A 25,205-nucleotide genomic window follows, 5' to 3' on the forward strand; every position below is an offset into this window, starting at 1 on the left:
TGGGTGCTCCATCGAGTTGGTTGTGGCAATCCGCTATTCAGTTAACAGAAAGCATGGCCTTCTTTGCTTAGCCTTAGCTTAGCGTTTGCCGGCATTTTTGGCCGCGCTTTCGGCGGCATCTTTCATACCTTGCTCCATCGCGTCAGCCGGAATGTGGTATTTCGCGGCTTCATTCTTGTCGACCACAATTTCTGAATCGGGCCCTTCACAGCCCACAAACGAAGTCATGGCCAAGACGGCGACAGCGAGTAAAATTTTCTTCATGATTCGATACTTTCTATAGGAGCGACGTTTGATTACAACGGCCCGCTCAGTTCCAGGGACTCAGTTCCAGGGACACTAAGCGGGAATGTCATTTACAGAACTCAAACCCGAGACAGGGTTTGAGTGGGCGTTAGAATTCGTCCGAAATCGTCTCCTTGGACGCTTTCGTCCCTAGCGATCCCCACAAACCGAACGGGCTCTTGGCCCCTGGTCGGGAAGTTACAGCACTCGCATTTCGGGAGACTTGTTCGGCATTTTGATTGCCAGCTTCGATCGAATCAGTGATGAACTTAACCGCACCGTCGCTCATCAGTACGTGACAGCCACCTTGGTGGCGACTGCTTGCGGTGTAGTTGCCACCATGTACATCTGGGAACCAGTCACCGGTATTGAATGCGCAACTAGGACTGTTCGGTGGCAAGAGTGTCAAGAAGCCCGTGTTGGATTGATAGCCGCTGTGCCAACGGAAACCACGACCGTAACGAGCGGTCCAACCAGCATTGCCAATCGACAAGTCCGGTGAGAGATTCAAGTTCCAAAATTGTGGACGAAGCGGATCGCCAAAATTCTGAACAGCATAGTTCGGAATCGTGTTGCACTCGATTGCATTGAGGGCATTCGTTCGGCGATCGTTGTCGCCTAAGTCCGTTGCAATTTCACCACACATGATTGTGTTAGAAAGCCCATCAAGGATGTCACGGAATCGACTTACTTGGCGTACGGTGAAAACGCCACGACTCGATTCTCGAGCGAGAGTCGAAAGCCACGAACTCTCTTTGTATCCGACGTAATTCCACTCCCAAGGACCATAATCGAACGACGTGTCATTGTTGTAGGTCGCGGCCCACCACGCATCACCATGGCACGCTGCGTAATTAGTTCGCCCACGAGCGGGAAGCCCCGTACCCGGGTCGCTGGGACATCGGTAAGAAGCGATCTCCGTGATCCAAGGAACATAGTTGTCGCCTTGATCAGCATCAGGGGATGGGCCGAAGGGTAGCCAAACGAAGCCATTGCCATCGTTGTATGGGTTTGAAACTATTTCCCATACCGCTTGCTGTTCGATAAAGGGAAGCAGCCCAACCAAGAAACTATTCCCCATCATGCATGTCGCGTTTCCCTGTGCGTTACCCCATACACCGGCATCCACGCCAAGCGCAGGTCCGGACATTTGTTGAGGCATTTGGTTGTACGCTGAATGGTAATTGTGAATCCCCAAGCCCATTTGCTTGAAGTTGTTGCTGCAACTCATCCGGCGTGCCGCTTCACGCGCCGCTTGAACAGCAGGCAATAGTAAACCTACGAGAACACCAATGATCGCAATGACCACTAAAAGTTCGACAAGTGTAAAGGCTAGGCGTTTACGAGCGTTTCTCATTTGAGGTTACCTCCGGTAAGAAGAGAAACAAACAACAAAAATTTGGACAACACAGTCCAATCAAAAAAATCAAATTGCTGAACGGCAATTAGTCTTGAAACTTCGACTCGGTCCTACAAAAAACACATTCGGATCTTAACACAACGTAAACACAGTTACCTGCAATTACATCGCGTACATTCAATTTGACTGATAAAGATCCGGATATCAACGGCGGAATACCTAACTGTAACGCAGCGCAACGGCCTGCCACACCCGGCGGGGCGGTTTCCAAACAGCCCCACGTGGGTAGTGCCATTCATGTTGGTTGCCACGTGAAAAGTACCTGTCGACTCGATCTCCCTCTCTATGGATGGCACCGGGAACGGCACCGGGAACGGCACCGGGAACGGCACCGGGAACGGCACCGGGAACGGCACCGGGAACGGCACCGGGAACGCGGTCGAAGCAAAATGGCTATCAAGCGGTCGGCAAGGCCTCCGCAATGGTCGGGATGTAATGTTGCCTTAATGGCACTGTACTGAATCATCAATGCGCTCCCTATCGCACACTTTGGCTTGGCTGCGTCGATAGCAGATTTCGACCGACTAATGCGGTCGGAATCGCAGGCTGACCGACCACTGTATTTCAGCGAATGGGCCCGCGGAATCCAGATTCCCACGCATGGTTCAACTCACCATCTTCAACCAAAATCTCGCGGCGCTGAAACCAGTCAAATGGAAATCCAGGTAACAAGAGAACGGGCCTCTCCATGCCATCGGGGTATCGATCGCCATAACGTCCCCGGTAGGTTCCCGTGACGACTTCGCATAGTCGCAGCACGCGTCCTCCTTGGTAGATCTCTAAGTTTCCAAGTGTTTCAGTCCGATCCAGTGGCAAGCCATGCGTACCAATCCGAAACGTACTACCGCCGCCGACTATTTGGTGCCATTGGCACGTCCAACGCCCAGGGATGGAAAGCCTCCGGACAAAAACACGACACCGCTGCGGAAGTTCCCGTCGGTGATAGCGATCGACTCTGACAATTTGGAAGGTGGTAGACATGCTTTTTCTCTCGTATGCCAAAGTGAGAAGAAGCCACATACGTCTCAAAGGCAAGCCTTCGTCGTGGCAAGGTCATCCGATGTCAGTCAATGAGTCACAACGCGAATCGTGTGCGAAAAACGAGATTTGGCGGTGGCAATTTTGACACGGGCGAGCGGGGATGGTCGAAGTGAGACTCTGCATTCGATCGTGTTTTGCATTCAGCACGTCAGAACACAACTTTGCCAATCACCTGATCTCGATTCAAACTTTGGAATACGTCTGTCGTGTGGGATCCTGCGACCAGTGGCATCGATACTAAGTGGCATCGATACTAAGTGGCATCGATACTCATTGGCAAAGTCTTGATGTTGGCAAAGTCTTGATGTTGGCAAAGTCTTGCGATTTTCACTCGCCTTCGATTCCGCGTTCGCAGTAGTAGCGAACGTCGTCGAGGCGTATGGCATTATCTAGTAACGGCTGAAACTTTTGACGAATTCCGCTACCCTAAAAATATGGGTTGACGAAACACAAGCCCTCACCCTGGATATGGGCATTGGGTGCGAATGGATTTTTAACCTTGACCGTTTTGTTGTCTGTCCCGTTACACATTCCTATTTGGAAGAAGATGAAATCGCCAATCACTCTGGCCGCGATGCTATTGATCACACTCAGCGGTCCGCGGATGACCGACGCCGGTTCGGTTCAGCCAAACGTGATCGTGATTGTTGCCGACGACATGGGCTACAGTGACCCCGCGTGTTTTGGCGGTGAACTTGCCACGCCGGCTCTGGATCGCCTCGCAAGCGAAGGAATTCGGTTTACTCATTGCTACAACGGAGGAATGTGTATCGTTTCTCGCGCCTCATTGTTGACCGGTCACTGGTGGCCAAAAGCATTGCCGGAGTTCACGCGTACGCCTCTGCTCTCGGAGCGTTTGCAGCAAGCCGGTTACCGCACGGCAATCATTGGAAAGTGGCATCTCCCCGGGCATCCGATGGATCGTGGCTTCGACCATTTCTTTGGTTTTCTTAATGGGTTCACCGATCACTTCGAAGGTTCCACCAGTTACCGTCTCGACCGCGAGCCATTTCGTGATTTTGGTGAGGACTACTACAGTAGCGACGACTTCACCGATCGCGCGATCAAGTTCATCCGTTCATCACCAGAGAGCGATTCGGAACGTCCGTTTATGCTCTATCTGAGCTACCAGGCACCTCACAATCCGTTGCAAGCACCCACAGCAGACATACGGAGGCATCGAGGAAAGTATCTACAAGGTTGGCAGGCCATCCGTGAAGCACGGTTTCGACGCCAACATAAATTGGGGATTGTTCCAGCTGATTCTGTGTTGCCGAAGTACCCCGATAATCTTCCCGATTGGGAATCGCTGAGTCCCGCACAACGAGATTTAGAGGACCTACGGATGTCGGTTTATGCGGCAATGGTCGAGCGTATGGACCAAGGAATTGGCCGACTGCTTGAAGCTCTTGAAGAATCGGGCCAAGCCGAAAGCACGTTGGTGCTATTTATGAGCGATAACGGTACGGATTCCTTCTCCGTCGTCGATAAACCGATGTTGGCAAGCGGCAAGTTGCCGGGAGACCGCAAGTCGAATTGGCAACCCGGGACAGGATGGGCCTATGCCTGTGTGACACCTTGGCGTCTCTACAAAATCAGTCAGCATGCCGGTGGCGTGACGACCGGCGCGATTGCTTGGTGGCCAACCGGAATCCGTGAACCCGGCCGTATCGAAACCAGCCACGTCCACATGGCTGATGTTTTGCCAACGATTCTGGCAGCCTCGCGGGTTGATGTGCAAAATTCGGTTGCCGGTGAATGCTTTCTTCCCGTGTTTAAAGGCGAGGCATGGAAGCGGAAGGAGCCCCTGTTTTTCCAATTCATGGATAACCGAGCGATTCGTACTGCCGAGTGGACATTGGCGGAGGTCGACGGCACAGGCTGGGGTCTGTTCCACGTCGCTAGTGACCCTTTCGAAAACGATGACGTCAAAAGAAAGCATTCAAAGATTGCGACGGAACTCGCAGAATGCTGGGACCAGTGGTGGCGCGAGCAAAGTGGAAAACCGACCTATTTGGCTGAATCAACCAAGGAAAGTGAACACTATCGACCACAGGGTGACCGGGGGAGCGGAGCGGTTTATCGCCCAACGGCGATGCCTGCGAAGGATGCCGATCGTTATCCGATACCGTGAACACGCAAACCCTACATACCGGTTGTGATGTTGCCCTGCTCTGGTTCCAACAGCATCAGAATAGGCCGGTCCCTTAAGCGAAAATCATTCGGGCGCGGTGGACCTTTGATTGTCGCCACCTGATTGTGTAGACTGCCGCGTTCATGATAAACACTCACGGTGTAACGGCCCCATTCAGACGGTTCCTTCGCGTGGGCGTTTTCTTGCCCCACCAATCACCCCCACCCAAAAGATCGTCACATTTTCTGATTTGACGAACATGCTAAGGATGATTCACTCTGTTGTGACTTGGAAAACAGAGTGCCTAATCCAGGAGATTAATCGATGGAATCGGTTCAACACGTAACAAGTTTTCGTAATGCAGGTTTGATTTTACTGGCCATGGTTGTTAGCTCGTTCCTGTTTGCGTCGCCCGCAAGGGCGGTGACTCCTGCGGAAGCCGATGCAGCGTTCGGTGCATTGAATCAAGTCTATTGGGATTCATCATCGAAGTTCTTCCACAAGGACGAGCAAGGTAAAGAGAATGCCGATTTTTGGTTTTCCGCTCAGCTCTGGGATACGGTGATGGACCAGTATGACCGAACCGGTCGAGAGGAAGTCAAGCAGCAGATTCACGATGTCTATGATGGTTTTATCGGTAAGTACCCCGATTGGACCACCAACAAATACAATGACGATATCATGTGGTGGGCAATTGCTTGCACCCGCGCCTTTATTATTACGAAAGACTCGCGTTACCTTGAAAAGGCAAAAGTCAGTTTTGATTTTGTCTATGATAATTTCTTGGATGACAAAATGGGGGGCGGACTGTATTGGCTCAATGAGCGAACGAGCAAGAACAGTTGCATAAATAGTCCTGCAGCGATTGCAGCTGTTCGACTATCTGTGTTACTAAAAGATGACGCATATCTAGCGAAGGGCAAAAGTCTCTACGATTGGCAGAAACGGACGCTTACCGATGGAAACGGCAAGGTTTTTGACAGTATTGGATACAGCAATCGACGACGTCGAAATCGGGTGGCCACTTTTTCGTTGACATATAACCAGGGAACCTTCGTCGGGGCTGCTGTGCTGCTGTACCAGCAAACCAATGACAAAACGTATCTCGACGATGCGATCATGACGGCCCAATGGACAAAGGATAACCTGTGTGTGACGGCGCAGAAAATTTTGAGAAGCGAGGGTACTGGCGACGGAGGTGCCTTCAAAGGAATTTTTGTGCGTTACATGAAGCTCTTGATTAACCAATGCGGTCGCAAGGAATTCTTGCCTTGGATGAAAGCGAACGCGGATTCGGCTTGGAAAAATCGCCGACTCGCTGACGACATCATGGGCGATGATTGGACGGTTTCGGCTGGGAATGATATTCAGAGTCAATCAGCGACAAGCGCCGTAGCAGCCTTATTGTGCTTTGCCGACGACGCCCCCCAAGACTAATGTTGAATTCAGCTTCGGCAACAAGGCCAAGCGAAGGTGTTTTCTTTTGCTTGATCCATCGACGCGCACCCTTGAGGCGGACCGATACGAAGCAAACGGATTGCGGAGAGGTTTGGCAAGTCGAACGGAGACGAAAACGTTCGTGTTTTTGGTGTACAATGCGACTCCGATAGCGGCAAGCGGTAAAGTCTAACTGACGGAAGAACACTTCAAGGCGTCGCACCTCAATAGGAACAAATGGCTAAATCTAGAATATTTGGGGAATCTCTTTTCGCCTCCCAAACCACCGTCTTATGTGCATGCCTAATTGCGGGGTCGCATGTCATCACCGTGTCTGCTGAGCGGCCCAACGTCATCGTGATCATGAGTGACGACCAAGGCGTCGGCGACTACGGCTTTGCCGGCAATCCTGTGATTCGGACGCCAGAACTTGACGCGATGCATGCGAAGAGCGGCTATCTAAGCAAATTTTATGTCAGCTCGGTTTGCGCGCCGACACGAGCAAGTTTGATGACCGGTCGATACAACTATCGAACGCGGTGTATCGACACGTGGATCGGTCGAGCAATGATGGATCCCGATGAAGTGACACTCGCGGAAGCCCTTCGCGATGCTGGCTATCGCACTGGAATCTATGGCAAATGGCATCTGGGGGATAACTACCCGATGCGTGCGATGGATCAGGGCTTTCAGGACAGCTTGGTGCATCGCGGGGGCGGCATCGGCCAACCGTCGGACCCGATCGGTGCAGAAGGCAAATATACCGATCCCACCCTCATCAAAAACGGCAAGGAAGTGCCGATGACGGGTTACTGTACGGACCTCTATTTCGATGCGGCGATGGACTTCATCCAGGAAAGTACGGATAAGGGTAAACCGTTTTTTACGTACATTGCGACCAACGCGCCGCACGGTCCCTTTCATGATGTGCCGCACAAGTTGTACGACCAATATCGAAACATTGATTTCACACCGATTCTGGTCGACACACTTAAACCAACGAAATTCGAGCAAGAAAGCGACAAGCTAGCCCGAATCGCAGCAATGATTACGAACATTGACCAAAACGTCGGGCGGCTATTCCATAAGCTCAATGAACTTGGAATTGGCGACAATACGATTGTTGTCTACCTGAATGATAACGGCCCCAATACAAGGCGTTTCGTCGGAAATATGCGAGGCATGAAGACAGCAGTGGATGACGGCGGCATCCGATCGCCGCTTCTATTTCACTGGCCCGCAAAGGTACAAGCTGGCAAGACTTCGGATGCTTTGTGCGCACACATCGATCTAATGCCAACGATTTTGGATGCTTGCGATATCCAATTGCCGCAGGGGCACAAAGTCGATGGGCGAAGTTTTCTAGGATTGTTGACCAGAGACCATCTGAATTGGCCCTCAAGGCGAGTTGTCTTTCAATCGCACCGAGGTGACAGACCGCAATTATTTCACCACTTCGCCATCCACGAAGATCCTTGGAAACTCGTGCATCCGAGTGGTTTTGGGAAAGAGGGGTTTACGGGGCAACCAAAATTGCAGCTCTACGATTTGAGCAAGGACCCACGCCAAGAAAGCGATGTGTCGGCCGAATTCCCTGAGGTTTTCCAGCGTTTGAAGAAAGGATATGAGGCTTGGTTCCAAGATGTCAGTTCCACGCGACCGAACAACTATGCCCCACCTCGGATCCTTGTTGGGACCGAACATGAAATGAGCAGCGTGTTAACGCGCCAGGATTGGCGACACTGTCAGGGCAAGCCGTGGGCACCGGATTCGAACGGTTTTTGGTTGATCGAGGCTGCTGACGCAGGAGACTATGAGATCGAATTAATCTTTGCGCAGGATCATCCTGAGGGTACCGCAACGATCACGTCCAACGATGTGCTGACGCAATTAAATATCCCCTCACACAAACAGCGCGGTCATATGACGCCATTGCATTTGCCCGCTGGTAAACAAAAACTCTTCGTGGAGGTGGTCTTTGGTGGAAAGACGCAAGGACCACATCAAGTGATTTTGACTCGCAAATGATATGGGATCCCAATCGCATGTTGTTGGCTTTACCCGTATCAACCAAGGCCCACCGCCACAGCATCATTGATCGCCATACCCGCGACTTCGGCTAACGAGATTGCGACCGATTTTGGTGATGCAATAGCGGCTGTTAACATTGCATGCGTCATGTGGTGTCTTAGTCATTTGGGGCAATACTTGCGGATGGTATTGCAGGGGCTGGGGGTGTTTTGCTCACGGTGCCTTGATGGTTTGCCGCTTCGTAGAGTTCACGGATTTTCTCGATTGGTAAGGCATCGTGAAAAATTGCCAGCTCATCAATACAACCGTGCCAAAATCCTGGATTGCTAATGTCTGGTCGTGTTCCATCCGGAGAAAGTTTCGTGCCAATGCCAAGTTGTTTTGGACAGCTGATGTTGAGTCCTACGCAAGGCGTGCTTGCCACTTCCTTGCCGTTACGATACAGCCGCACGGCTTGGCCATCGACAATGAAACCAACAAATTGCCACTGATCAAGTGGAATGGGCACACCCTCACGAATGCTGATTAGTTCTCCATCGGCGTTTTGAACCTGGACTTCAAGATCGCCTTCGTCCCGATACAACCCGAAGTGAAACTGGCCCGCCTGATTGAAGTTGTAATCCTTTACGTCATAGTTCAATTCGAAGGCCCAATTTTTCGCGATCGCCCCCCAACGAGCGCGACTCTTGGCGCGAACCCAAGCAAAAACGGAAATTTGGTTGTTAGCAGCCGGGACATATTCGGCAACGACCGCATAGGCCCTTGTTTCAGGTCCGCCGAGTCGAAGTGCATTTGCCAACCGTCCTGCCGCAAAGGGGGGCGAAAGCATCTGGCCGCCGACGATGGTGCCTGGAGTATTGATCGCGCCTTGGTCTAGCAGGGTGCGTCCATCGTCCGTCAGTTCCATTCGCAAAAACGTGACTGGATTCAAAGACTCGACAATCCGACCATAGCGATCCGAGCGGGGGTCTGTCTGAACCAATTCTCGAAGAAAACGATCGTGGTCAATGTCAATCCCCTCGGGCATGTTTCCGGTTTTATTGATTCGAGTTGCGCGATCCGTGTGCAAACGCACGCCACTCGTTTTGGGTAGCGCTTTCTTTGGGGACACATCGACTTCACCGTCAAAAACGTGCACCTCGCTGCTTTTGTCTGCAAGGACTTCAACCGCAAATTCAGTCCCAAAGTCAACGATGTTCGCCGTGGGCGTTTCAACGGTAAAACCATCACCCTCCGGCGAGACCTTGGCAGCAAGCCGGCCGCTTTGCAGAATCATGAACATTTGCGATGCAATTTCGAAACTTGCAGGTGACTCCACAATCACTTCGACACCGTTGTCAAACGTCAGCTCCACAAAACCACCGGTCAGCTCGTATTTCCCGGTTCGAACCTGATCGCCGACGGAGAGTTCCATTGCAACATCGGGTGCCGTTAACTGAGCCCCCGATCGTTTCGTTACGACTGCGAGTATCTCGCGTCTGTTCCATGCCTCTATCGGTACGGCTAAAGGAGCGTCGACCGTGTCTACGTTGGCTATCGCAATAGCCGGACTTTGCGAACGATTGCGAATGTGCCAACCTGCACTGGTGACAAGCAACAGGGTTGCTGCGATCGCCAATTGTCGCCAACGTCGCATGGAACGGATTTCGCTAGAAGCATTTTTTTCGGAGTGCAAAAGCGAGGGCGAGCTATCATCGAATGTGACTTCGGGAAGCACGCCGTGTTCCCAGGCCAACATCGCGTGCATTTGGGAGTACTCGACGTAGTACGCTTGAGCCTCCGGATCGTCACGAAGCAGTTCAGCCAATCGACTCATCGTAGCTTCGTCAGCGCCCCCTTCGGTTTGGGCTTTCAAAACCTCACTGAGTTGCAGCTGTTTCCTATCGTTCATTGGCTTGCCTCGATGGCGTTTACGCATTGAATGAGAGAGACACGGGCGCGAAACAGGATTTGCTTGACAGCACCAACCGAGTTGCCCATTTCATCGGCGATCTTTGCCACCGTGGCGCCGCAACTGTAGCGACGATTAATGTATTCGCGTTGTCGATCATTCAGCTTTTCGAGGCACCTGCGCATCAGCTTTTGGCGATGTTCGAACGTATCATCGCATTGACTAGCAACCTGAGCCAATTGACCGATTAAATCGTCGTCAAACACCATCCGCTCTCGCTGTTTTTGTTTTCTTTGCGCAAGCACTTGGAAGTAGGCGATACGGAACGACCAAGCAATGAAGTTGCTGCCAAGCTCAAACTGTTCTTCCTTTTCCCAAAGCACAATATTCGTCTTTTGCAAGACATCGTCCGCTTGATCTGAATCAAAAACAAGCGACAGGATATAGGCATACAAGCGACTTTGGTTACTTGTTAGCAATTGCATGAACTCAGGGGTTCTCATTTGTCAGACCTCTCTTTTCAAGCGAATAGCGATTTCAAAATCACAACCGGCCATGTAAAGCCGATCGGAAGAAACCGAGCCCGGAAAACCAAACGGGAAAGCTTGCCAGGCCAAACCAACGGCCGTGCGTCATTCCGACTCCTACTGTAACCCTATAGCGATCCGTCGCAGTTGGTTACGGGGGGGCGTTCAGAAAAATGTGCAGCGTGAAGAAAGAATTCGTTACATCGTCCGCTACGGAATCGTGAAAACGGAAATGTGGACGCATCACCTGGTTTGTGCCACTTCGAGCGGACTTCTCAAGATTCATCTCATCTTTCTGGTGATACACATGCCCCATTTGGAAGCATCAATCAGCACCGATTCCAAATCGTCGTTATTGATAATCGCCGGAAAATAGTCCGTCAACTGATCCGCTTGTCCCGATGAATCATGAGCGATGATCAGTCCTCCGACACGTACTTTTGGCAACAGTTGATTCAAGTAGTCAACAAACCCCTCTTTCTCTGCATCAAGCAACAGCACATCGATTGGTCCATCGAGATTCCGAATGGTTTGATGGGCATCGCCTTCGACCAGGGTGATCAGTTCCTTGACTCTCGCTCGCTCAAAATTCGCTTTGGCCATTTTGATGCGAGTGGGATCGATTTCGTGTGTGATCACTTTGCCGCCTGTGGACCTAACCGCTAGGGAAAACCAGAGTGCCGAGTAACCATTGGACGTGCCAAGTTCGACGACTTTCTTCGCCTTAACGGATTCAGTCAGCATCCGCATCATCCGGCCGTCTTCGGGCGAGATATTTCCCATGCCACGCGCTTGGTTGGCCACCATATCATCCATGACGTCAATGATTTTCTGCTCTGCGGCGTCTCTCGCTTTAGGGTGTTGCGGCAAAATTTGACGAGAAATCTCTTCCGCGGTTGGAAAGCGATTTAGAGGCGGCTTTGACTCTCCTGCGGCGTAACTGATTGCGCAGGGCGACCCCAGAATAGCCATGGACAGAACATACATCAGCAACTTGTCAACAGATCGAATCATCGAATTCACTCAAACTTGTGAAGGGACTAAACAGTCAATTTCCATGGGTCACGATATGGCTTGTTAACGAAACGATTCGCTTGCTCGTCATCAATAACCACCTCTTTCTCACCATCCCATTGGATACTACGGCCGACTTCCCAGGAAACATTCATCAGATGGCCGAGGTTCGTTGCGTAATGGCCGGTTTGTGCATCGGTTTTTGGCTGAGCGCGATTGCGGAGATTGTCTAGAAAAATTTGGGTGTGATGGAAGTCATCCTTTGACGACACGATTTCCTCTTCTTTTCTGAGCAGATAACTCGCGTCACTTTGCGAAATGTTTTTCTTCGGCTCCGGTGCAATCGAAATGCGACTGCGATCAAGTACCATGGTCGCCTCGGTGCCGTAAAAGCATTTTGCGTGCGAGCGTCGCACACGTCGCGACCCCATCCGCATGGTGTATTGAAGCAAGAATCCGTTCTTGGCGACCGGCCCAGGACCAAATTCCATCATCGCATCGAAGGTGTTCGGATATTCAAAGTTATCTTGGTAAGCAAAGTGCCCCCCCATGGCCGAGACTTGCTTAGGATACTTCACTCCCATTGCCCAGTTGACGATGTCAAAGTGGTGTACACCCCAGGCAACCTGATGCCCGCCGCCGGAGAGTCGAAACCAATCGTAACCGTAGTTGTAATAAATATTGGGATTGTAGTTTTGCATGGGAGCTGGCCCGACATAGAAATCCCAATCAAGTTCCTGTGGCGAGTCGCAATCGGCAGGCGTCCCACGTCCGGGGGCCCAATAAGTGTGATCCCATACTTTTACTTCACTGATCTCGCCTAGACGTCCCGATTGAATGATGTCGACCGCTTTTCCGTAGTGCTCCATACTGTGTTGCTGTGTACCTACCTGCACGATTCGGCCGTATTTCTTTGCCGCCTCGATCAGGTATTGTCCTTCGCCGATCGAGTTTCCTAGCGGTTTTTCAACGTAGACGTCCTTACCGGCTTGGCACGCGGCAACGGCGATTGGCACATGCCAATGCGCCTGCGTCGCGACAATCACCGCATCAATGGTCTTGTCTTCAAGCAGTTCGCGGAAGTCTTTGTAAGCTTTAACCTTATTGCCACCTGCCTTTTCACGTCCTCGCTTTAGATGCTCCGAGTTCACGTCGCAAACCGCGGTGATTTGTACGCCCGGAAGTCGCTGGAAACTCGGCATCACTTGATTTGCACCTCGAGCCCCGCAGCCGATCAAGGCGATATTGATCGTATCGTTAGAGCTTGCATATGCGGAATGCGTAGCTGCGTATCCAGTGGCGATCGACGCTGCTGCGGTTCCCAAAAACTCTCGACGGCTATTTACTCGACGGCTATTTACTCGGGCACGGATCATGGCGGGAACCTTCCTCAATTTGCGAAGCAATTTGATATTCAGAAAGCCTGGGGGGGGGGTAGGTAGAGGTTACTCTACTAACGAGTATACCAGTTTACTCCGTCCGGTTTCTATGTGCCGCTACCGATTCGCGGAATCGAGGGGACTCGATTTGAATTCTGAGAATCCGGTCAAGATTGGTTTGTTTCGGTTCTTGTAATTCTCGTAGGCACTGTTTGTTTTAGCAATTTGTCCGCTAGAGGTTCTCCTGCTGACCAGATCAGTTTCGGTTGCTGGTATGATGATCGCATCACCAAACCGAATTTCGTTTACTGGCGGGAAATATGAACAAACTAATGATCTTCGTAGGGGCTATTGTCACTGTTTTCTTTACGGCAAGCGGCACCGCGGAAGGCAAGGAGTCACGTTCGGGAATAGCCGTTATGGAAACGGCGCTCGGCAAGAGTGCTGATGTTAGCAGTATTCTGGATGCAAAAACCGCTGGCTATTCGGCGATCCAAATGCACTCGGGTAATCCAAAATCGATGAGGAAAAAGCCGATTGACCCAGCAGCAGGCTTGCCGATTGGCGAAGATCCCTCGATCGTAAAGTCATGGAAGGAAGCTTCCGAGCAACACGGTATCGAAATCACATCGCTGTGTGCGGGAAGTCTAAACCGATGCCAGATCTTTGACCGGGATCGTGAAGTCTCGATGCGGATCGCGAAACAAACCATTGATGCATGCCACGCGCTAGACGTGAAGGTGATGCTCTTCCCTTTCTTTGGACCTTCCAATTTTCAAGAAAGCGATGAGGCACTGAACGGAGTCGCGGAATTCATGAAAGAGTTGCTGCCGTATGCGACAGCAAAAGATGTTGTCATCGGTATTGAAGCGCCGGTCACAACCGTACGCGTGCTCGAATTGTTGGAGTTGTTAGAGTTTCCAACGCACATGAAGGTCTATTATGACGTAGGGAATCTTTTCGAGAAGGAAGACATATACGAAACGATTCGCAAGTACGGCAAAGAACACTTCTGCGAAATTCACATCAAAGCGTCCGGACATTCCGTGGTCGGAGAAGGTCAAATCGATCTTGTGAAACTTGCCGAGGCGCTTGACGCGGCCAAGTACGATCATTGGTTGGTCTATGAAGGAAACCGCAATGGAAAAGATCCTATCGCCAATCGCAAGGTGATCGAGAAAATTGTCTCGCTGAGAAAGTAGGCAATGGTGGCGATGGAAATTAGCAACTTCGGTGGCGATGCCGAGTTGCTTTCGCGGTTTCCATTGTTACTCAACCGGTCGTGTTTTCGGTGAAGATTGATTCCACAAATGGCGATGCGAGAAGACATGCTTTCGCGCATGGAACTCGGCTGTCGGGCAGTCTTTCGTCAAAGGTTCGCTTTGACAACGTGGTCTTGGTACGGTTGGACCTTGGTACCGTGCGGTGAAGTCATCATTATGTGGCGGAGCCAACTCGCAATGGGTCATATTCGGTAGGATGGAGATCATGACAACCGAACCCGAACATCGATCGGATGCCAAATGGGCGGGACAGGGCAAAAGAGTCGCTCTGTTTCTGACTGTCGTGGTGGTTGTCTTGATTGCCTATACGCAATTCGGTGACTTGCTCAGCCTTGAGAGCCTTGCCAAACAAGAGTCACAACTGCGATCATTCCAAGCAAACCATCCGGTATTGGTCTATGGAGCGGCGTTTACCGTGTACGTCGTCGTTACCGGACTATCGCTACCCGGTGCTGCCGTCTTGACGCTTGTTTACGGTTGGTACTTTGGCATGCTACGCGGTTTTCCGCTCATCAGTTTTGCATCGACCGCCGGGGCGACGATGGCATTCTTGCTGAGCCGATTTCTATTTCGTGAAGCGATTCAGAAACGATTCGGCGAAAGATTGGTTAGCTTTAATGAGGCATTGGAAAGGGAAGGACCGTTCTTTCTGTTCACTTTGCGACTCATTCCGGCAGTACCGTTTTTTGTCATTAACGCAGTCATGGGGTTAACCCCGATTAAGACTTTTACATTTTGGTGGGTCAGCCAAGTAGGAATGTTGGCGGGGACCGCCGTCTATGTATATGCCGGGTCAAGTGTCCCAGATTTGCAGACTTTGGCGGACAAGGGCATCGGCGCCGTGTTTAGTCCGAATCAACTAAGTCAAATTCTCATTGCTTTTGTACTGCTAGGTCTGTTTCCACTGATTGTGCGGTTCGTGATGAAGTTCATCCATCGGACCAAGGCGACTTCCAGTGTATCCGTTAACGATGAATCAAATCGTTGATCGCTTCCGCTTCATCCTTGACTCCAATGACAAAACGTCGATGACCACTTCCCGCTCAAACCAACTGTATCCGCAGGACCAATACAACCAAAAGCTGGAAGCGAACGTTCACCCGCGTCAATGGATCAACCCGACACCCGATGGACGCTACAACCTGGTTGTGATCGGCGCGGGAACTGCGGGTTTGGTAACTGCGGCTGGCGCAGCCGGCCTTGGTGCAAAGGTTGCCTTGATCGAGCGCAATCTGATGGGCGGCGATTGTCTGAATGTTGGCTGTGTGCCATCCAAAGCGGTTATCAGTGCGGCTCGCGTGGCGGCAAACATCAAGCACGCTCGACATTTTGGTATCGACGTCCACGAGGGCTTGAATGTCGATTTTGCAGCCGTCATGGAACGAATGCGAAAACTGAGGGCGAAGATCAGTTACAACGACTCGGCCGAACGGTTTCGTGACCTTGGGATCGATGTCTACTTTGGCCAAGCGAGTTTTGTTGACTCCACGTCGGTCGAAGTGGAGGGAACCAAGCTTCAATTCAAACGAGCCGTTATTGCGACGGGGGCTCGTGCGGCTGCGCCGCGAATTCCTGGCTTGGATAGCGTCGGTTACTTAACCAACGAGACCGTGTTCTCATTGACCGAGCTACCGCGCCGTTTGGGCATCATTGGTGCGGGGCCGATTGGTTGCGAAATGGCGCAATCGTTCGCCCAACTCGGAAGTGAAGTTCTGCTAGTCGAATCCGAGCATGGCATTTTGCCGCGAGAAGACCGTGATGCTGCCGAAATCGTTCAAAAGGCAATCTCGCATGATGGCGTTCATTTGCGTTGTTGCGGAAAGAAGCTGAAAATCAAAAACGAACAGGGGATACGACTGACCGTGGAATCCCACGGGAAGAACTATGACGAACCGATCGACCAACTGCTTGTTGCTGTCGGGCGAGCACCGAATGTTGAAAGCTTGAACCTTGAAGCGGTTGATGTCGAATACGATAACAAGGGTGTGAAAGTTAACGACAAGATGCAAACGACTAACTCTCGCATCTACGCAGCCGGTGATATTTGCTCACGTTATCAATTCACTCACGCAGCCGACTTCATGGCTCGCATTGTGATCCAAAACTCGCTGTTTATGGGCCGAAAGAAATTAAGTGTCCTGACGATACCTTGGTCGACTTACACATCGCCCGAAATCGCTCATGTTGGATTGTATGAAGATGAGGCGAAGGATAGGGGCGTCGAAGTTGACACCTACATTCAGCACTTCAGCGACGTGGACCGTGCGATCTTAGAGGGAGACGACGACGGGTTTGTGAAAGTGCACACCAAGATTGGCTCAGACGAGATTGTCGGAGCGACCATTGTTGCTCGGAATGCGGGTGACATGATTTCGGAAATCACATTGGCAATGACACATCATCTTGGCTTGTCAAAGATTGGCAACACGATTCATCCCTATCCCACGCAAGCCGAAGCGATCCGTAAACTTGGTGATCAATACAGCCGCACACGATTAACGCCGATGGTGAAAACAGCGTTCAACAAATGGCTAGCGTGGAGACGTTAGGACAACCGCCGGTAGTCACCCAATGGTCCTAAGGTTGTGGCACGCCAAATACTTCGGTATCGGGATGGAAGGCGTACCAGGCAAACCACAGCGAGTACATCCATCGAATACCGGGGTCCTGATCGAGGACTCGCAAGTTGCGGCTGTTTGGGTTGTACTCGATGGTAAACTTCTTGCCGTCTAATTGGTCACTGATTCGGCGTCGATCAGCGCTGAACATCTCCGTCTTGTAGACTCGCGCCGCGCGGTCGGTCCATACGCCAAGAACCGGCGTCTTGATTGGCATTGCATCGCTTTTTAACGCAACCGGAAACATTAATTTTGGTGAACTGAAATAGTTGCTATAGGGATTTCGGCGATAATTTCGCGGATGTCCTGTTTCATCATCAAGAACTTGCGTATCTGGATAGCGTGTGACCCAGTTTTTCCATGTCGTTAATTCAAACGGCAATGAGGTCAACGCTTGCCCGACGGCTGGTCCCGATATGCCTTCTGCTTTCAGTTGTGACCATAGACTTTGGGTTTTGCCTTCACGATCGTAGATCAGCACGTTGCTGTTGTAGAGCAAACCGGAAACGCCAAATTCACGTTCGCCCAACGGTGTGCGACGATCAAACACGGCAGCCGAGTCACACAATGGACAGTACGTTACAGCGATGGGAAGCTCGCCGATTCGATCATTGACGATTTCGTGGTAGTTCAATATCGCCAACGGGTATGCACGGGCTTCGTTGTTGGATACCAAGCCGATCACGCGATCGTCGTCTTCCATGAAGTCGGCATCGGTCGCGCCGACAAATTTTGGATTTGATAATGCGGGGATTCCGTCTTTCGCGGGCCCGCCAGAGCGAATTTCATTTTCGGGGACGCTTGCCTGGCTTAAGTCAAACGGGCTCGGCGCGGTTCCGTGATGTTGCACCAACTGTGCAGTCGGCTGGGTCAAACCGACTCCGTCAACGGGTGTATTCCAATCCCATGTAATCGCGCTAGCGAACACGGCAAACAATAGACAACTACCACGTGTTACGGGAATTTGATGCATCGTCACCGACTCCTCTTTCTTGCTCTTGATAGACCATTCTTTGCGAACCTTCGGCGAATCGCCGAAATGTATCATTGTTAACCGCCCGTCACGTCCGTCTGTTGGCGCTGCGACACTAGGTACCATCGAGGCTGGGTTGGGGAGCAATTGGTTGTTATCGGGGGGCACCGAACGAAACGCCAATTGATGTTCTTTGTGCTGTGTCGGATCTTGCCCTGGAGAAAATTAACGTACCATCACTACGCTCATCGAGCAAATGCGATCCGGTCTTTGGGGACAGTCAGCCTGCGTGCGGTGTTGCGAGTTTTGAGATGCTTTGCCGTTGGTTTTATAGGTAGCTGATGAGTTCGCTGTTTAATGTACCATCCGTAATTTGTGGGCCATCCCATAGCATCAATCACGAGCCCAGATAGACTGTGCGGCAACCGGATTCTGTGCAACCCAATCGAAGGTTTGCTTCGACGATTGTCGTTGCAGCTCGTGGCCAGACTTCCCTGGCATGGTCCACCTTCCATTCGCTTCCTCCCTGCTGCAAGGTTGATATATATGATTCGACAAAAGCTTGTTTTGACACTTCTATTGTTACCCCTGTTTTTAGCGGAAACGGCGACTGCGGAGACCGATTACGCTGAATTGGTGCGACCATTGATTGGGACCGATTCGGAGGTGTCATTCTCGAACGGCAACACCTATCCCGCTGTGGCTACGCCATTTGGTATGACGTTCTGGACGCCTCGGACTGGCGACGAGACGGGTTGGATCTATCAATACAAGGCGGACCGCATGCGCGGTTTCCATGCAACGCATCAACCGAGCCCGTGGATGGGCGACTATGGCAATTTTGGTGTGATGCCATTCACTGGCGTCGCATCGCCGGAGCTGCCTTCATCGGCGTTTTCGCATGATACCGAGGAATCAAAGGCGTACTACTATGGTGTCACGCTTGAGGACAGCGATATCCGTGCTGAGATGACGGCCACGACACGATGTTCGGTAATGCGTTTTCGCTACCCCGATCAATCCCGAGCATGGGTGCACTTAGATACCTACGCGCCTGGAAGTTTTGAAGCCGACGAAGAAGCGGGGATTATCAAAGGCGTGGGGCCCTTTAATCGAGGCGGCGTTGAAGGTGATTTCGGGTGTCGTTTTGTCGCTCACTTCAGCGTGCCGATTCGGTCGATCTACCGCTCGCCCGATGGACATTGGGTTGCGGTTGAATTGGAACTTCCTGCGTCCTCCACTGCGGAGGTCAAGTTTGGGACGTCCTTTATCAGCCACGAACAGGCAACAGTAAACCTCAACCGCGAAATTGGTGAGAAATCATTTGACGATGTCGTTGCCGTTAGCAAGGCGGTGTGGAACAAGCGTTTGAACGTGATCGACATCGAAGGAGCTAGCCAGGATCAACGGATCACCTTCTATTCCAATCTCTACCGAGCGTTGCTATTCCCGCGAATTCTGCATGAGGAAAACGAGGCGGGTGACTTGGTGCACTACAGCCCGTATTCAGGCAAGGTCGAGCCAGGCGAAATGTACGGCGACAATGGATTTTGGGACACATTCCGGGCCGTCTATCCGTTGCTAAGCATCATCGATCCAGAAATCAATGCGTCGATGGTACGCGGTTGGATTAACGCATACAAAGAAGGTGGTTGGTTTCCCAAATGGGCGAGCCCCGGCTATCGAGACTGTATGATCGGTACGCATGTCGAAAGTGTCATTGCGGACGCGTTATGTAAAGGGATCAACGACTTCGACCTCGAAGCCGCTGCCGAGGCATCGATCAAGGACGCCACGGCGTTGAGCGATAATAACGCGTATGGTCGCAAGGGTTTAAAGAGTTATCTCGAGCGTGGCTATGTTGCGAGTGACGAAACGGGCGAGGCGACCGCACGCACGTTGGAATTTGCTTATGACGATTGGTGCGTCGCTTTGGTATGCAAGTATGCCGGGCGGACCGATGTGATCCCGCAATTGCTCGAGCGTGCTCAGAACTACCGCAACGTATTTGATCCCAAGGTCGGCCTGATGCGTGGTCGCCAAGCCGACGGCTCGTGGCGACCCGACTTCAAGGCCGACGAGTGGGGTGGACCCTTCACCGAAGGTTGCTCGTGGCACTATAGCTGGAGCGTTTTGCATGACATGCCAGGATTGATTGAACTGATGGGCGGCGACAAGGCTTTCGTTGCCAAACTGGACGCCATGCTAGCGGCTGAACCTACTTTTGGCGTCGGTCACTATGGCGGCGTGATCCATGAAATGACAGAGATGGTCGCGTGCAAGATGGGTCAGTACGCTCATGGCAATCAACCGGTCCATCATGTGCTTTACCTTTACAACTTCGCGGGTGAACCATGGAAAACGGCCGCGCCGGTTCGGCAAGTCGTTGACACCCTTTACGGACCGGGGCCGGATGGCTACTGCGGCGACGAGGATAACGGTCAAATGTCAGCGTGGTACCTTTTCAGCACGCTTGGATTTTACCCGGTTTGCCCTGGTAAGGCGGGCTACGTGATTGGAAGCCCACGGTTTCCCAAGGCGACGATTCATCTGCCAGGTGGTGGAGATTTTGTTATCGAAGCGTCAGGCGTTTCGGACAAAGCTATCCATATCGAAGAAGCGCGAATCGATGATCAATCGCTGTCGCGTTCGTGGATCAAGCACGAAGAAATTGCCGCCGGAAGCACTCTATCGTTCAAAATGAGCGAACAGCCGAACAAGTCATGGGGCACGTCACCTGCGGACCGCCCTTTCGGTGAAGAGGCGAAATAACGCAGTCGCCTATTGTCGCCCGATGCTTCTTTTACAGTTCGCCAAATGCGAGCTGTTCAAGATACGCGGTCGAACTCGTTATTGGCTTTTGCTGCGAGCGTCTTCGATGACAGAGTAATGAATTTGTGCGTATGGTCAGTACGCTTGCCGCAACATTGGTTCGCGACCAATTCATGTCGCGTTGGCCATGTTGCGGCCATCCAACATGGCACACGCTGTCATGGACTGCCACGTCGCGTTCGAATTTTCCAAATACTCTTTTGGGCCAATTAGGCATGGAGAGATCTCTCTGGATGCAAATTCAAATATGGCCACATCAATGATGGAACAAACATTACGGACTTCGTCGAAATGAATCGCATTGCATTGATCGTTTTTGGGGTTGGACTTTGCTTCCACTCTACGGTGGTGGTTGCTAATCAGGCACACGCTCCGCGGATCGTGAATCTCATCAACTTCATTCGTGGTGTCGAACCGCGTGAGCCGCGAGACCTCGTTGAATCGGTGCGAGAACAAATTCGTCTGGGAAAGGAATGCGGGCTTCCGTCCACATTCCTTGTGCAATACGACGCGATGCTCATTCCCGAGATTGTAGCGCTGTTAAAGAATGAACTCGGTCCCGATGACGAAATTGGTGCGTGGCTTGAGGTGGTGCAGCCACAGGTAGAAGCAGCGGGCCTTCAATGGCATGGACGGTTCCCGTGGGATTGGCACACGGACGTTGGTTTTACGGTGGGCTACACACCCCAGCAACGTCGGCTGCTTATGGACGAATACATGCGCAAATTCGAGCATTTGTTCGAAAAGCGCCCGATTTCCGTTGGTTGTTGGATTATCGATGCGCCAACGTTGAACTATGTCGCCGACAAATACGGCGTCACCGCTGCATGCATTTGCAAGGACCAAAACGGGACCGATGGCTACACACTTTGGGGTGGCTATTGGAGCGGGGCGTGACGGTGAACTTGCAGGAATCCGACTTGTCCGCATGAAGCCGAACGGTGGTTTTGAAACCATTCCAACGGGCGAGCCTACGGTGAAGGAAACGGCGAAAGACGCACTGATGATCAACGTCCCAATTGCCGCCGGTGGAGAATTGACGATCGACTGCACGCCAAATTCGATGACCTTCGAAGCTACCGGGGTTGGTGCCCCGAAGGATTGGGCGCTTGAATTGAGTTGGGCCTCAAGCCAAAAGACGGCCGTCAAGCAAGTCGAGCCGCAGGCGATCAAGTATCAACACAACGGTTTCGATTACAGCTTGAAGTGCGATTGTGGATCTGTGCAAAAGCGAGGAGAATCGGCGATTGTCATCACCCCCAGTGACACGGGGGTCCGATTTGCGTTCTGATGGTATCCAGTCCCAACGAACAGGGGCCTAACATTTCATAAGCCCGATCGCGTCGGACTTAGCGAAAGCCCGGATGCGATTCTCAACGATTCGTGATCCACAACGATTGATATGGGGTCATTTCTAAGACGGCCGTCTGATCATCGAAGCGACATTCCGAAATGGCATCGTACCAGGAATCGTTAGCGATCAAGTTTAGGTCTGATAACCGCAGTTCCTGTGTGGTGTCGGTCATGTTGTGAACGCAAAAAATGCTTTGACTGCGGTCGGAGCTCTGACGCCAAAACGCGAAAACGCCATCACTAAGCTGCAGCGTGAACTGCGTTGCATTGGGATGGAAAGGTGCGTGGCTGCGTCGTAGTTGCATTCGCCGCGTGAGTTCGTGGAAAACCTGACTATGTACCGATTGGTCGTCACCGAGCAACTCCTTCAGTTCCGGCCAATTCCACTTGTGCCGATTGATGCTGCGGTTGTGCTCGGTTGCTGCCACACCTTGCTGGTCATTGGGGGTGGCGAGAAGACTGTGAATGTAAAACGCGGGTATCCCCTCGAGTCCAAGCATGACCGTTTGAGAGCACAGGAATCGCTCTACTTGCCATTGGTCTTCACCGCCGACGGTGCCGCGAAGCGCGTCAAAAAGAGCCACATTCAATTCGTACACACGCTGGCCACCATCCGCAGTACGACGCGTTGAAATTTTCCCGCCGAAACGACTCACTGTCTCGACCATTTCGAACTGTTCTTCGTCCGACAACAACCCTTCGGCCGGCCGCATACCAATTCCGTCATGCGAGGCGGTGAAGTTCAAGTACGTGCAACCCACCGGCGCGGGAGGCATGCTCATCATCCAACGTTTCAAATATTCCGTTTTGCCAGTTAGCAACGCATGCACCAAAAGTGGCGCCAGGCTGAAATTATAGATCACATGCGCTTCGTTACGGTTGCCGAAATAGGTCAAGTTCTCGTGGTTCGGCACGTTGGTTTCGGTAATCAGCAAAGTTCCTGGCGCAAACGAATCCGTAACGGTGCGGATCAGCTTTACGACTTCGTGCGTCTGAGGCAGGTGCATGCAGTTGGTTCCGGGCTCCTTCCATAGAAAGCCGACGGCGTCGAGTCGAAAAATGCTAACGCCACGTTGCAAATAGACTCGAATGATTCTCAGAAATTCCATCAACACCTTAGGATTGCGGAAATTCAGATCAATCTGGTCGTGGCTGAACGTGCACCAAACGTGTTTCATGCCGTTTGCCGTTTCAGTAGGACGCAGTAGCGGTGTGGCTCGGGGACGCACGACCGCCGATAGATCGTCACCGACTTTGGCTTCGATGAAATACGACGCCCCAGGTTCAACTCCCTTACAGTAATTCCGAAACCACTGGCTCTTCGAAGAAACATGGTTAATGACGATATCAGCCATTAACCGGTATTGGTCCGAAATTTCGGATATCTGCGACCACTGACCCAACTTCGCGTTGACCTTGGTGTAGTCGATCACAGCAAAGCCATCGTCCGAACTGAACGGACAAAACGGCAGCACGTGAACGGCCGATACGGAATCATTCAAATGTCCATGCAGGAATTGTTGAAGTATTTCCAGCGGCACGGAATTGTCATCAACGATCGAGTCCCCATAAGTGATCAGCATGCAATCCTTTTCGGACCACAGCTGATGCAGCGGAAGCGGACGTTGCTGTTTTAGATCGTCAAAGATCGAGATCACTTCATCCGCAAGTAACTCCGCATTCGCTTCGGGATACAAGAAAGCGAGGTGCTGACACAACTGAGAACGTACGGCTAAGTCATCCTTGTCCGAAGCAGAATCGACATCAGGCATTGTCTGCCTCCACCGCGCCCAGGATCTGTTGATAAATGTCAGGCAAAGCGCTGGTCACACGGGACCAATTGTGTATGAACGGGGCTTCGTCACGACGATGCAGAAACTCCTCGCCTGCCGACAGAATGATGCGACTGAACAGCTCAACGGTGGCTTCCTCCTGATGACGGTCCAGATTCAAACCACTCATCACGGCGTCGTTGTGGTAATGATCCACTACGTCTAATGCGGTGCGGTAGTAGCAAGCTTTCAGGGTTCGCAACATGCTATTGGTGAACACGATCCCTTCGACAGCCAATTTGCGGATGAACGTCTTGCAGATGTCGTTGGCCATTCGATGCAATCCGCCAGTACAGTCGTCTTCGGACACCGTCTGATGCTTGTGATCGTAGGCATCGGCAATGTCTACTTGGCAAATGCGATTCAGGTTACAGTTGCGGTACATTTCCGATAGCGTCCCAATCTCGAGACCCCAATCACTGGGAAACCTGAGGGATGTCACGACCTCGGATCTCATCGAAAATTCACCAGAAAGCGCATAGCGAAAACTGCCCATGTAATCGAGATATTCGACGCGTCCTAGCATGGTCTTCAGGGCTCGGATGAGCGGAATGACAAGCAACCGAAAGACGCGGCCATTGAGTTTTCCGTTGGCAGCTCGATAGTAATAGCCTTTACAGAACTGATAATGGAACGAAGGGTGAGCCAGCGGATACAAGAGTCGAGCGGGCATCGATCGGTTGTACGTCAGAATGTCGCAATCGTGCAGTGCGACGGCTTTAGATTTTCCCGATGCGAGGAAGTAACCCAGGCAATACCAAACGTTGCGGCCTTTACCTAGTTGGGTGGGAGCAAGCCCTTCGGTTTGCAATGCTGCATCGACATGCCGAAGTCGAGTCCCGTCATTCCATAGCACGACGTAGTTCTGGGGAAGTTTATCGAAGAACTTTTTCGCAGCTTCGAATTGGTGCTCATTGGCTCGATCCAACCCGATGATGATTTCACTCAAGTAGGGGATCTTTGCAAGCTCTTCAACAATCGGCCCCATTGCCGGGCCTTCCAGTTCCGAATACAGACACGGCAATAGCAACGACATGGGCGTCTCATCCGAAAACTGTACTAGTTCCGCTTCGAGTTCCTCTGTCGAACGATTCCGCAAATTATGCAGCGTTCCAATAATACCGTTTTGTGCAAAGTCGGCCATAAGAATCCATT

General features: G+C 51.7%; 20 protein-coding genes. 10 read left to right on the plus strand and 10 right to left on the minus strand.

Translation table 11 applies throughout. From position 1 onward, the window contains the following. Positions 1 to 78 precede the first annotated feature (78 nt). Together CA13_RS01235 and CA13_RS01240 are read right to left on the minus strand one after the other, a co-directional pair. Positions 79 to 264, minus strand: coding sequence for a hypothetical protein (locus CA13_RS01235; RefSeq protein WP_146394050.1), 186 nt, complete (start codon positions 262 to 264; stop codon positions 79 to 81). A 130-nt stretch (positions 265 to 394) separates the two neighbouring features. Continuing rightward, the gene (locus CA13_RS01240; RefSeq protein ID WP_146394053.1) at positions 395 to 1,642 is read right to left on the minus strand and encodes a DUF1559 domain-containing protein; all 1,248 of its coding nucleotides are present in this window, start codon (positions 1,640 to 1,642) and stop codon (positions 395 to 397) included. Positions 1,643 to 1,949: 307 nt separating this feature from the next. On the opposite strand from CA13_RS01240, the gene CA13_RS34495 reads away from it, so the two are divergent. Further along, on the plus strand, positions 1,950 to 2,141 hold the full coding sequence (locus CA13_RS34495; protein ID WP_419193805.1) for a hypothetical protein: 192 nt from the start codon (positions 1,950 to 1,952) through the stop codon (positions 2,139 to 2,141). Between the two features lie 128 nt (positions 2,142 to 2,269). Here CA13_RS34495 and CA13_RS01245 read toward each other — a convergent pair whose 3' ends face one another. After that, complete coding sequence (locus CA13_RS01245; protein ID WP_146394055.1) at positions 2,270 to 2,686, minus strand: hypothetical protein; 417 nt, start codon at positions 2,684 to 2,686, stop codon at positions 2,270 to 2,272. A gap of 607 nt (positions 2,687 to 3,293) precedes the next feature. Here CA13_RS01245 and CA13_RS01250 point away from each other — a divergent pair. The 3 genes from CA13_RS01250 to CA13_RS01260 all read left to right on the plus strand — a co-directional run bounded on the left by CA13_RS01250 (position 3,294) and on the right by CA13_RS01260 (position 8,345). Beyond that, positions 3,294 to 4,880: an arylsulfatase gene (locus CA13_RS01250; RefSeq protein ID WP_146394056.1), complete on the plus strand. Its 1,587-nt coding sequence runs from the start codon at positions 3,294 to 3,296 to the stop codon at positions 4,878 to 4,880. Positions 4,881 to 5,204: 324 nt separating this feature from the next. Continuing rightward, a complete protein-coding gene (locus CA13_RS01255; RefSeq protein WP_146394058.1) occupies positions 5,205 to 6,317 on the plus strand; it encodes a glycoside hydrolase family 76 protein in 1,113 nt (370 codons plus the stop codon). 237 nt (positions 6,318 to 6,554) lie between these two features. Continuing rightward, positions 6,555 to 8,345: an arylsulfatase gene (locus CA13_RS01260; protein ID WP_146394060.1), complete on the plus strand. Its 1,791-nt coding sequence runs from the start codon at positions 6,555 to 6,557 to the stop codon at positions 8,343 to 8,345. A 160-nt stretch (positions 8,346 to 8,505) separates the two neighbouring features. On the opposite strand, the gene CA13_RS01265 is transcribed toward CA13_RS01260, so the two are convergent. The 4 genes from CA13_RS01265 to CA13_RS01280 all read right to left on the minus strand — a co-directional run bounded on the left by CA13_RS01265 (position 8,506) and on the right by CA13_RS01280 (position 13,156). Further along, complete coding sequence (locus CA13_RS01265; protein ID WP_419193806.1) at positions 8,506 to 10,239, minus strand: LamG-like jellyroll fold domain-containing protein; 1,734 nt, start codon at positions 10,237 to 10,239, stop codon at positions 8,506 to 8,508. Next, complete coding sequence (locus CA13_RS01270) at positions 10,236 to 10,742, minus strand: sigma-70 family RNA polymerase sigma factor (RefSeq protein WP_146394064.1); 507 nt, start codon at positions 10,740 to 10,742, stop codon at positions 10,236 to 10,238. Before CA13_RS01270 ends, CA13_RS01265 begins: the two co-directional genes overlap by 4 nt. A gap of 306 nt (positions 10,743 to 11,048) precedes the next feature. Beyond that, entirely contained in the window at positions 11,049 to 11,780 is a 732-nt protein-coding gene (locus CA13_RS01275; RefSeq protein ID WP_146394066.1) for an O-methyltransferase, read from the minus strand. Between the two features lie 26 nt (positions 11,781 to 11,806). Further along, positions 11,807 to 13,156, minus strand: a complete 1,350-nt coding sequence (locus CA13_RS01280) for a Gfo/Idh/MocA family protein (RefSeq protein ID WP_146394068.1) — start codon at positions 13,154 to 13,156, stop codon at positions 11,807 to 11,809. Positions 13,157 to 13,491: 335 nt separating this feature from the next. Here CA13_RS01280 and CA13_RS01285 point away from each other — a divergent pair, with 335 nt between their 5' ends. The 3 genes from CA13_RS01285 (at position 13,492) to CA13_RS01295 (ending at position 16,991) form a co-directional block, all read left to right on the plus strand. Continuing rightward, a complete protein-coding gene (locus CA13_RS01285; RefSeq protein WP_419193807.1) occupies positions 13,492 to 14,361 on the plus strand; it encodes a sugar phosphate isomerase/epimerase family protein in 870 nt (289 codons plus the stop codon). Between the two features lie 286 nt (positions 14,362 to 14,647). Next, positions 14,648 to 15,430 (plus strand): TVP38/TMEM64 family protein, encoded by a 783-nt coding sequence (locus CA13_RS01290; RefSeq protein ID WP_146394072.1) that lies wholly within the window; start codon positions 14,648 to 14,650, stop codon positions 15,428 to 15,430. Positions 15,431 to 15,470: 40 nt separating this feature from the next. Next, positions 15,471 to 16,991 (plus strand): mercuric reductase, encoded by a 1,521-nt coding sequence (locus CA13_RS01295; protein WP_146403288.1) that lies wholly within the window; start codon positions 15,471 to 15,473, stop codon positions 16,989 to 16,991. A 28-nt stretch (positions 16,992 to 17,019) separates the two neighbouring features. On the opposite strand, the gene CA13_RS01300 is transcribed toward CA13_RS01295, so the two are convergent. Beyond that, positions 17,020 to 18,108: a DUF3179 domain-containing protein gene (locus CA13_RS01300; protein ID WP_419193808.1), complete on the minus strand. Its 1,089-nt coding sequence runs from the start codon at positions 18,106 to 18,108 to the stop codon at positions 17,020 to 17,022. A gap of 471 nt (positions 18,109 to 18,579) precedes the next feature. On the opposite strand from CA13_RS01300, the gene CA13_RS01305 reads away from it, so the two are divergent. From CA13_RS01305 to CA13_RS01315, 3 genes are all read left to right on the plus strand, one after another. Next, positions 18,580 to 20,805 (plus strand): GH92 family glycosyl hydrolase, encoded by a 2,226-nt coding sequence (locus tag CA13_RS01305; protein ID WP_146394076.1) that lies wholly within the window; start codon positions 18,580 to 18,582, stop codon positions 20,803 to 20,805. A 351-nt stretch (positions 20,806 to 21,156) separates the two neighbouring features. Next, the gene (locus CA13_RS01310) at positions 21,157 to 21,762 is read left to right on the plus strand and encodes a hypothetical protein (protein ID WP_146394078.1); all 606 of its coding nucleotides are present in this window, start codon (positions 21,157 to 21,159) and stop codon (positions 21,760 to 21,762) included. Beyond that, positions 21,722 to 22,156 carry a hypothetical protein gene (locus CA13_RS01315; protein ID WP_146394080.1) on the plus strand — a complete coding sequence of 145 codons (435 nt, stop codon included), beginning with the start codon at positions 21,722 to 21,724 and terminating at the stop codon, positions 22,154 to 22,156. Before CA13_RS01310 ends, CA13_RS01315 begins: the two co-directional genes overlap by 41 nt. An 82-nt stretch (positions 22,157 to 22,238) precedes the next feature. On the opposite strand, the gene CA13_RS01320 is transcribed toward CA13_RS01315, so the two are convergent. Both CA13_RS01320 and CA13_RS01325 read right to left on the minus strand, forming a co-directional pair. After that, on the minus strand, positions 22,239 to 23,990 hold the full coding sequence (locus tag CA13_RS01320; RefSeq protein ID WP_146394082.1) for a sugar phosphorylase: 1,752 nt from the start codon (positions 23,988 to 23,990) through the stop codon (positions 22,239 to 22,241). Next, positions 23,983 to 25,194, minus strand: coding sequence for a glycosyltransferase family protein (locus CA13_RS01325; RefSeq protein WP_146394084.1), 1,212 nt, complete (start codon positions 25,192 to 25,194; stop codon positions 23,983 to 23,985). The genes CA13_RS01320 and CA13_RS01325 overlap by 8 nt, the downstream gene beginning before the upstream one ends. Positions 25,195 to 25,205 lie beyond the last annotated feature (11 nt).

Source organism: Novipirellula herctigrandis, from assembly GCA_007859835.1.
Taxonomy (GTDB): domain Bacteria; phylum Planctomycetota; class Planctomycetia; order Pirellulales; family Pirellulaceae; genus Novipirellula_A; species Novipirellula_A herctigrandis.